Raw genomic sequence first — 8,174 nt, 5'->3', positions numbered from 1 at the left:
GGTGACTGGTTTCGACTCGGGACGGTAGTCCCAGGAGAAGCGGGCCGAGGATCCAAGGACATCTCGTTAACGATCCTTGGAAAACCAATAACTGCCGACAATTCTCGCGCAGACTTCGCTCTCGCTGCCTGAGCAGTGACCGAAGGGTCAGCCCGGACGTAGCCTTCCGTCCGGTTACTGGCCTCGTATAGAAGGCTTGCTGAGCCGCCTGGGTTCCAGGGGCGGCTCGGGACTTTACTGGAACTGGGCTTGGCTACCACGTGTTGACGCGAGGGTAGGAGCCGAGAAAACCGCCTAGTCAACTGCGCCCGGAGAAGTCCTGGTTCACCTTCTGAGGACGGGGGTTCGACTCCCCCCACCTCCACCCTGTTCACGGGGCCCCGTCGACATGCTCGGCGGGGCCTCTTGGCTTGGACGCAAGTAGGTGAGGCGGCGCGGCATCCAGGTCAAAGGCGTCATCGCGAGGCGAAACCGCATGCTCGCCGGGCCTACCATCGGTGGCATGCTTGGGGCCATGAGGGGGCGAGCATGACGACCGGCGAGGTGACGCCCGGCGTGCTGCTGGTGGCCAGCACCGAGCTCGGCGACGGCGTATTCGACCAGAGCGTGGTGCTGGTGCTCGACTCCGACGAATCGGGTTCGCTCGGCGTCGTGATCAACCGCGAATCGACCATCGACCTGCGCAGCGCGCTGCCTGCCTGGGCGCCGCTGGTCAGCGAGCCGCAGGTGCTGTTCGAAGGTGGCCCGGTCTCCCAGGAGGGCGCGATCTGCCTCGCCTCACCGCAGCGCGCGGACGAGGAACCGCCCGGGTGGCGGTCACTGTTCGACACCGTCGGCCTGCTGCACCTGGACACCCCGGTGGAGATCGCCGAGGGCGCCTACCGCGACCTGCGGATCTTCGCCGGTTACGCCGGCTGGGCGCCGGGACAGCTGGACCGTGAACTCGAGCAGGGCTGGTGGCATGTGGTGCCGGCGAGCTACGCCGACGTGTACGACCGCGACCCCGACACGCTGTGGCGAAGGGTGCTGCGACGTCAGGGCGGCGACCTCGCGCTGCTCGCCACCTGGACCGCTCATCCCGAGCGGAACTGACAAGCGCCGTCCAACGCCGCGCCTCACCGTTGGTTGAGCTTGTCGAAACCCTGTGCCGTGCCCGGAGTCCGGGATCTCGACAAGCTCGACCAGCGAGTCAAGCACTCGTCGCCGCTTTCGGGTCGCGGGTTACACTGCGGGAACGGTCGGCGTCCGGAACGAGGGAGTGCAGTGTCGGACGGAATACAGCGCGCACAACGCATCCTGGTGATCGACGATGATGTCGCACTGTCCGAGATGCTGCAGCTGGTGCTCCGCGCCGACGGATTCGATGCCTCCTGGTGTAGTTCTGGCCTGCGCGCGGTGGAGGCGTTCCATCGCTACCGCCCCGATCTGGTGCTGCTCGACCTGATGCTGCCCGGCCGTGACGGCGTCGACGTCTGCCGCGATATTCGCGCCGTGTCCGGGGTTCCGATCGTGATGCTGACCGCGAAGTCCGACACCCGCGACGTGGTCGAGGGTTTGGAAGCCGGTGCCGACGACTACGTGGCGAAGCCCTTCAAGGTGAAGGAGTTGCTGGCCCGGATCCGCACCCGGCTGCGCCGTCACGTGCCCGCCGAGGATGCCGGCACCCTGCCCATCGGCGACCTCACCATCAGCGTGTCCGAGCACACCGTGCGGCGCGGCTCCGAGCTGCTCACGCTCACGCCGTTGGAGTTCGACCTGTTGCTGGCGTTGGCGAAGCGTCCCCGGCACGCTTTCAGCCGCGAGCTGCTGCTGGAGGAGGTCTGGGGCTACCGGCACGCCTCCGACACCCGGCTGGTGAACGTGCATGTGCAACGGCTGCGCAGCAAGATCGAGCGCGATCCCGAACATCCTGAGATCATCGTCACCGTCCGCGGCATCGGCTACCGGGCCGGGGAGCCACGCGAAGCCCCATGACCGTCGAGGCCGGTGACCGGATCCGCCGGACGCCCTGGTCGCGTTCGCTGCCGTTCCGGGTGGTGGTGACCGCGCTGGTGGCGGCGCTGACGGTGCTGGCCGCCACCGGCTGGTTCCTGATGGACCAGTCCTCGCGCGGCATCCTGGACGGCAAACGGCAAGCCAGCCTGGCCGAGGCGTCCGTGGTGCTGGACGGCATGCAGCGCTCGCTGCGCACCCTCAACCCGCGCACGTCGTCGATCAACGAGCAGCTCACCGAATTGGCCCGGGATGCCGCCTACCGCGGTTCGGTCGGCAATCAGTACTACGTGGTGGTGGCCGGTCCGGTCTCGGACATCGGCTCGGCCGGAGTGGAGTACGGCAGCGTGCCCGAGTCGTTGCGGCGGGCGGTGCTGCGTGCCGACGGCATCTACTCCACGCCGACCGAGATCCGATTCACCGATGCCCGGCCGGCGGTTCCCGGTCTGGCGATCGGGTCGGCACTCACCGCGCCCGGCGGCACCCCTTACCCGGTCTATTTCCTGTTCACCCAGCAGTCCGAAGCCGAGACTCTCGCGGTGGTGCAGCGCGCGACCGTGGTGGCCGGTCTGATCGTGCTGGTCGGCGTGGTCGCCACCGTGTACCTGATCGCTGTGCAGGTGTTGCGTCCGATCCGGGCCGCCCGGCTGGCGGCCGAACGGTTGGCCTCTGGGCACCTGGACGATCGGATGGCGGTACGCGGCACCGAGGACCTGGCCGGGCTGGCCCGGTCGATGAACCACCTGGCGACCGAGCTGGACCGCAAGCTGACCGAACTGGAGGACCTCTCCCAGGTGCAGCAGCAGTTCGTCTCCGACGTCACCCACGAACTGCGTACTCCGCTGACCACCGTCCGGATGGCCGCCGACGTTCTGTACGGCCAGCGGGAGAGCTTCGACCCGCTCGCGGCACGGAGCACCGAGTTGCTGTCGGCCGAAGTGGGCCGGTTCGAGGAGCTGCTCACCGATCTGCTCGAGATCAGTCGTTTCGACGCCGGTGCCGCCGAGCTGAGCCTGGAAGAGGTCGATCTGGTGCAGATCGCGGCCGAGGAGCTCACCGCGCAGAACCGCTTCGCCCAGCAGTACGGCATCACGTTGGAGTTGGACGCCCCCGCACCGTGTCTGGCCGAGATGGATCCCCGGCGGATCCGACGCATCCTGCGGAACCTGATCACCAACGCCATCGAGCACGGCGAGGGACGCCCGGTCACCGTGCATGTGCGCGCCGACGACGGTGCGGTCGCCGTGGCGGTGCGCGATCACGGCGTCGGCTTCAGCGCTGCGGAGGCACACCTGGTCTTCAACCGATTCTGGCGGGCCGATCCGGCCCGTCGCCGCACCGTGGGGGGCAGCGGCCTGGGCCTGGCCATCGCGCTGGGCGACGCGCGACTGCACAACGGCTGGTTGAACGCCTGGGGACGGCCCGGCCAGGGCGCGCAGTTCCGGCTCACCCTGCCGCGCAAGGCGGGGGAGACTTTCATCTCCTCGCCGTGGCCGGTGGTGCCGGACGACGCGGGGGTGACGGCGTGAACAGGGTGCAACCGCCGCGGCGCGCACGTCTCGTCCGGACGTCCGGCGCCGGTCGGTGGCCGGCGGCGGTCGTGGGCACCCTGTGCGTCCTGGCCCTGCTGGCCGGCTGCGTGACGGTGCCCACCAGCGGACCGGTGGAGCACCACGCGCCGGCCGAGCAACAGGCCAACCCGGGGGTCGACATCGCACCGGTGCCGCCGGCGCAGGGCGCGTCGCCCGGGTTGATCGTCGAGGGCTTCCTGCATGCGATGGCCACCTACCAGCCGGGCTACGCGGTGGCCCGCGAGTTCCTCACCCCGGGGGCGGCGGAGGCCTGGCAGCCCGAATCGGGGGTCGAGATCTACGCCGCCGGCTTTCCTCCCCAGGTCAGCGACGCAGGAGTGGTGCTGACCGCACCGCTGGTGGGCACGCTCGATCGGCGGGGCTCGTTCACCCCGGTGGACACGCCCTATCTGCACGACTTCGGGCTGGTCCGCGACGCCGGGAACCAGTGGCGGATCTCCCGGCCACCACGCGGTCTGTTGGTTTCTCAATCGCTGTTCACCGGCTCGTGGGCGCGCGCCGACGTCTGCTTCTGGGATGTCACCGCCAACTGGCTGGTGCCCGACCCGCGGTTCTTCCCGTCCGGCACCTTCGGCATGCTGGCGACCGCTCGGGCGGTGCTCGCCGGCCCCGCACCGCAGGCCTCGGCCGCCTATGCGCCGGCGCTGTCGGACCACCTCGAAGTGTCCTCGGTGACCGTCGGTACGGCGGGGATGGCGACAGTGGAACTCACCGGCGATACCGAGGCGCTGGACGTGGCGGCGCGCCGCCGGCTGGCCGCCGAACTGGTCTGGTCGCTGTCCTCGCTGGAAGGCGTGCTCAGTGTGAGGGTGCGCGGGAACGGGGTCGTCTGGGGACTGAACGGCACAGGAGTTCTCACCACGGCGGACTTCGAGCAGGGTGCGCCGGTGCCACCCGATCCGGGCGACGGGGTCTACCTTCTGCGCGGCGACGCGGTCGAACGGGCCAGTTGGTCGGAGCCGCTCGCGGCCCCGCAACCGCTCCCCGGCACCGCCCGGCCGGCCAGCGGGCTCGCCGTCCGGGCGGACGGCCAGACTCTCGCGCTGATCACCGACGACGGCACCCGGGTGCGCACCGTGTCGGTGCGTGACGGTGCCAGTCGAGAGGACCTGAACGGCTCGGGCTTCGCTCGGGTGCGATGGACCAGGCAGGGCGAATTGTGGGTGGTTCTCGATCGGACGCGAGGCGCCCGGTTACGGGCGCTCAGGGACGGCCGTGAGGTGTCCGTCGACACCGACGCGCTGCCGGCCGGCCGGATCCGCAGCTACGCGCCGGCACCCGACGGCGTCCGGGTGGCGCTGGTGATCGAGAACCAGGGCCGCACCGTGCTGGGGGTGGCGGCGGTCGTCCGGGGCCCCACCGGCATGAGCGTGATCGGTTGGCGGCAGCTGACGCCGTCCAGCTGGGCGAAGAGCAGCCAACCCCCGGTCGACGTCGGGTGGACGGGGACGGCCAGCCTGCTGGTGCTGCTCGGCGGTAGCACCGGAGCGCGCGTGGTCGGTGTGGACAGTGAGGGCGCCGTCGCCACCGATGCCCGCCTCAATGACACGGCGGCACTGGCGCAGTTGGCGTCCTCGCCGTCGGGACGGGCCGTGCTGCGGGGACCGGACGGCCAGACCTGGCGGTTTGTCGACGGCTTCACCTGGGAGCCGTGGCTGGACCGGGTGGCGGCGGTGTCGCTGCCCTGAGGTTGGCCTCGGCGCGTCGAGGCTGTGGATAACTCCATCCGGACGGGCCGCTCCCGGCACACTCGGACGATGAGATGGCGCGGGCTGCTGGAGGCCGCAGCCGACCTGGCCTGGGGCGGTAGCTGTGCCGGGTGCGGACGCCCCGGACCGGTCTGCTGCCCGGCATGCGCCCGGCTGGTCCGCGGGCAGCCGCCGCGTCCGGTGCCCTTGGACGATCTGGCCGGCGTGGTGTGGGCACGCGGCGAGTACGCCGACGAACTCCGCGCCCTGATCCTGGCCTGCAAGGAGCGACAGGGCCTTGGACTGGTGCCGCTGCTGGCCGAACTCGCGGTGGGCAGCGTGGCGGCGGTGCTGCGGGAGAGTTGGCGTTCAGGACCGGTGGTGGTGATGCCGATCCCGTCGAGCCGCGCCACCGTGGCCGCCCGAGGGTTCGACCTGACCTGGCTGTTGGCCAGGGGTGTGGCGCGGCGGCTGAGCCGGCTGGGCATGCAGATCCGGGCACAGCGCGGGCTCGTGCTCGCCGCGGGAACCCGCGATCAGGTGGGCCTGGGTGTCGTCGACCGGACGGTCAACCGGCAGCACAGCCTGCGTGCCCTACCGGGGCCGGCGGCACAGGTGGTGCTGGTCGACGACATCGTCACCACCGGTGCCACGCTCACCGCGGCGGCCCACGAACTGGAGGCTGCCGGCCACCGGTTGCTCGGGGCGGGAGTGGTTGCGGCCACCCCGCGTCGGGACGGCCGCCGCTGGAGGTCGCCGTAACCACTGGTCGAGCTTGTCGTTGGTCGAGCCTGTCGAGACCCACCTCCGACAAGGGATTTCGACAAGCTCAATCAGCGGTGGTTCAAGTACCGCGGTCGGCCTTGCCGAGACTACCGCGGGGCGAGCCCGTGGTGGGCACCGCTGGTCGAGCTTGTCGAGACCCATCTACTGCCGGGGTTCTCGACAAGCTCAACCAACGACAAGCTCAATCAAACGGCGACGTGCGTGGCTCAGGCGCTCTGCTCGGCGGCGGTCTCCACGTCGAGATGGATGACGCCGTAGTCGTAGGCCTTCCGGCGGTAGACCACGCTGGGAGCGCCGCTTTCGGCGTCCACGTAAAGGAAGAAGTCGTGACCGACCAACTCCATCTCGTCCAGCGCCTGCGCCAGGGTCAGGGGAGTGGCCTTGAACAGCTTCTCGCGGACGACCAGTGGCCCGTCGCCATGCACTTCCAGGCCGGCGATCTTGCGGATCTCCGGACGATCTTCCTCGTGCTGCGGGGTGGGTAGTGGCGGAGCACCGAACTGCTGACCCGCCCGGAGTCCGCGGTGCACCTTGCGGCGGTCGGCTGCCCGGCGCAGTTGCGACTTGAGCCGGTCGAGGGCGTGCTCGAAGGCGATCAGCTTCTCGTCCGCACTGGCCTCGGCCCGCACGACGGGACCGCGGCTGCGCAGAGTTATCTCCACAGCGGTCGCCTGGTCGGGTTGTCGGGCGTGCGGATTCGCCGACACCTGGACCTCGACCCGAATGACCCGATCCCGCAACTTCTCCACACCGCGCAGTCGTTCGGTGACGCGCGCACGGAAGTCGTCGCTGATCTGGCAATGCCGGCCGGTGACGAGAACGTCCACTGCAACCTCCTGATCGATCGGGCCCGACTCGACGAGCCGGGCGGAACCCGAAAGGCGCCTGGCACTACCCCTGATGCGAGGTCTGTGGCCCTGGCGCCATGTGCCCAACCTACTGGCGCACCCTGGGCTTTACCAGGCTCTCACCTGTGCGTCGCCGATTGGTCGGCAATACAGCTGTAACACCACGAAATCGTGGCGTAACCGGACTCGAACTCCGGCGAAACACCGGCGGGTGATCGTTGCGGCATGACCCTGTTAGAACTCAACTCCGGCGACACCGCCTGGATCCTGACCAGTGCCGCGCTGGTGCTGCTCATGACCCCCGGTCTCGCCTTCTTCTACGGTGGCATGGTCCGTGCCAAGGGCGTCCTGAACATGATGATGATGAGCTTCATCTCGATGGGTGTGATCGGCGTCCTGTGGGTGCTGTTCGGCTACAGCATGGCGTTCGGCAACTCCGTCGGGGGTGCCGGCATCATCGGCAACCCGTTCGAGTTCGCCGGACTCGAGAGCCTGCTCACCAACGATCCCGAAGCCAGCTACCCGGCCCTGGCGTTCGTCGCCTTCCAGGCCTGCTTCGCCATCATCACCGTCGCCCTCGTCTCCGGCGCCATCGCCGACCGTGCCTCGTTCGGCGGCTGGACGCTGTTCGCCGCCCTGTGGGGCACCCTGGTCTACTTCCCGGCCGCGCACTGGGTGTTCGCACTGGGTGATCCGGAATCCGGGCTGGTGGGAGGCTGGATCCTCAACCAGATCAAGGCCATCGACTTCGCCGGCGGCACCGCCATCCATATCAACGCCGGTACCGCAGCCCTGGCCCTGGCGCTGGTCGTCGGTCCTCGGATCGGCTTCGGCAGCAAGCCGATGCGTCCGCACAACATGACCCTGGTGATGCTCGGCGCCGCGCTGCTGTGGTTCGGCTGGTTCGGCTTCAACGCCGGTTCGGCCGCTGCCGCCAACGGCCTGGCCAGCCTGGCCTGGGTGAACACCCTGGCCGCCACCGCGGCCGCGATGCTCGGCTGGCTGTTGGTGGAGAAGCTCCGGGACGGCCATCCCACCTCGCTGGGTGCGGCGTCCGGAATCGTCGCGGGCCTGGTCGGGATCACCCCGGCGGCCGGCGCGGTCAGCCCGATCGGCGCGATCATCCTCGGCCTGGTGGCCGGCGTGGCCTGTGCCTACGCGGTCGGCCTCAAGTTCAAGTTCGGCTTCGACGACTCGCTCGACGTGGTCGGCGTCCACCTGGTCGGTGGTCTGGTCGGCACCCTGCTGATCGGTCTGCTGGCCGATCC

General features: G+C 69.6%; 7 protein-coding genes and 1 other RNA gene. 7 read left to right on the top strand and 1 reads right to left on the bottom strand.

Features of this window, described 5'->3' with window-relative positions:
• The 6 genes from ssrA to Q0066_RS11695 form a co-directional block, all read left to right on the top strand.
• Positions 1-367, top strand: a transfer-messenger RNA (tmRNA) gene (gene ssrA / locus Q0066_RS11720); the annotation flags it as partial.
• 161 nt (positions 368-528) lie between these two features.
• Entirely contained in the window at positions 529-1,092 is a 564-nt protein-coding gene (locus Q0066_RS11715; RefSeq protein WP_298133090.1) for a YqgE/AlgH family protein, read from the top strand.
• 171 nt (positions 1,093-1,263) lie between these two features.
• Positions 1,264-1,974 carry an MtrAB system response regulator MtrA gene (gene mtrA, locus Q0066_RS11710; protein ID WP_298133089.1) on the top strand — a complete coding sequence of 237 codons (711 nt, stop codon included), beginning with the start codon at positions 1,264-1,266 and terminating at the stop codon, positions 1,972-1,974.
• The gene (gene mtrB, locus Q0066_RS11705) at positions 1,971-3,521 is read left to right on the top strand and encodes an MtrAB system histidine kinase MtrB (protein WP_298133088.1); all 1,551 of its coding nucleotides are present in this window, start codon (positions 1,971-1,973) and stop codon (positions 3,519-3,521) included. The genes mtrA and mtrB overlap by 4 nt, the downstream gene beginning before the upstream one ends.
• Complete coding sequence (locus tag Q0066_RS11700) at positions 3,518-5,272, top strand: LpqB family beta-propeller domain-containing protein (protein ID WP_298133086.1); 1,755 nt, start codon at positions 3,518-3,520, stop codon at positions 5,270-5,272. The genes mtrB and Q0066_RS11700 overlap by 4 nt, the downstream gene beginning before the upstream one ends.
• A gap of 69 nt (positions 5,273-5,341) precedes the next feature.
• Positions 5,342-6,034 (top strand): phosphoribosyltransferase family protein, encoded by a 693-nt coding sequence (locus Q0066_RS11695; RefSeq protein WP_298133084.1) that lies wholly within the window; start codon positions 5,342-5,344, stop codon positions 6,032-6,034.
• Between the two features lie 230 nt (positions 6,035-6,264).
• Here the strand turns inward: Q0066_RS11695 and raiA are convergent, their stop codons facing one another.
• Entirely contained in the window at positions 6,265-6,885 is a 621-nt protein-coding gene (gene raiA / locus Q0066_RS11690) for a ribosome-associated translation inhibitor RaiA (RefSeq protein WP_298133082.1), read from the bottom strand.
• A gap of 246 nt (positions 6,886-7,131) precedes the next feature.
• Here raiA and Q0066_RS11685 point away from each other — a divergent pair.
• A partial coding sequence (locus tag Q0066_RS11685) for an ammonium transporter (protein WP_298133080.1) occupies positions 7,132-8,174 on the top strand: 1,043 nt, incomplete at its 3' end.

The organism is Micropruina sp., from assembly GCF_027492755.1.
GTDB lineage: Bacteria > Actinomycetota > Actinomycetes > Propionibacteriales > Propionibacteriaceae > Micropruina.
This window is presented reverse-complemented; position numbering and strand designations above follow the sequence as displayed.

What these genes read in the sequence shown, in the direction of transcription:
- Q0066_RS11715 (WP_298133090.1), top strand. Translation starts at nt 529, where the DNA reads ATGACGACCGGCGAGGTGACGCCCGGCGTGCTGCTGGTGGCCAGCACC.
- mtrB (WP_298133088.1), top strand. Translation starts at nt 1,971, where the DNA reads ATGACCGTCGAGGCCGGTGACCGGATCCGCCGGACGCCCTGGTCGCGT.
- Q0066_RS11695 (WP_298133084.1), top strand. Translation starts at nt 5,342, where the DNA reads ATGAGATGGCGCGGGCTGCTGGAGGCCGCAGCCGACCTGGCCTGGGGC.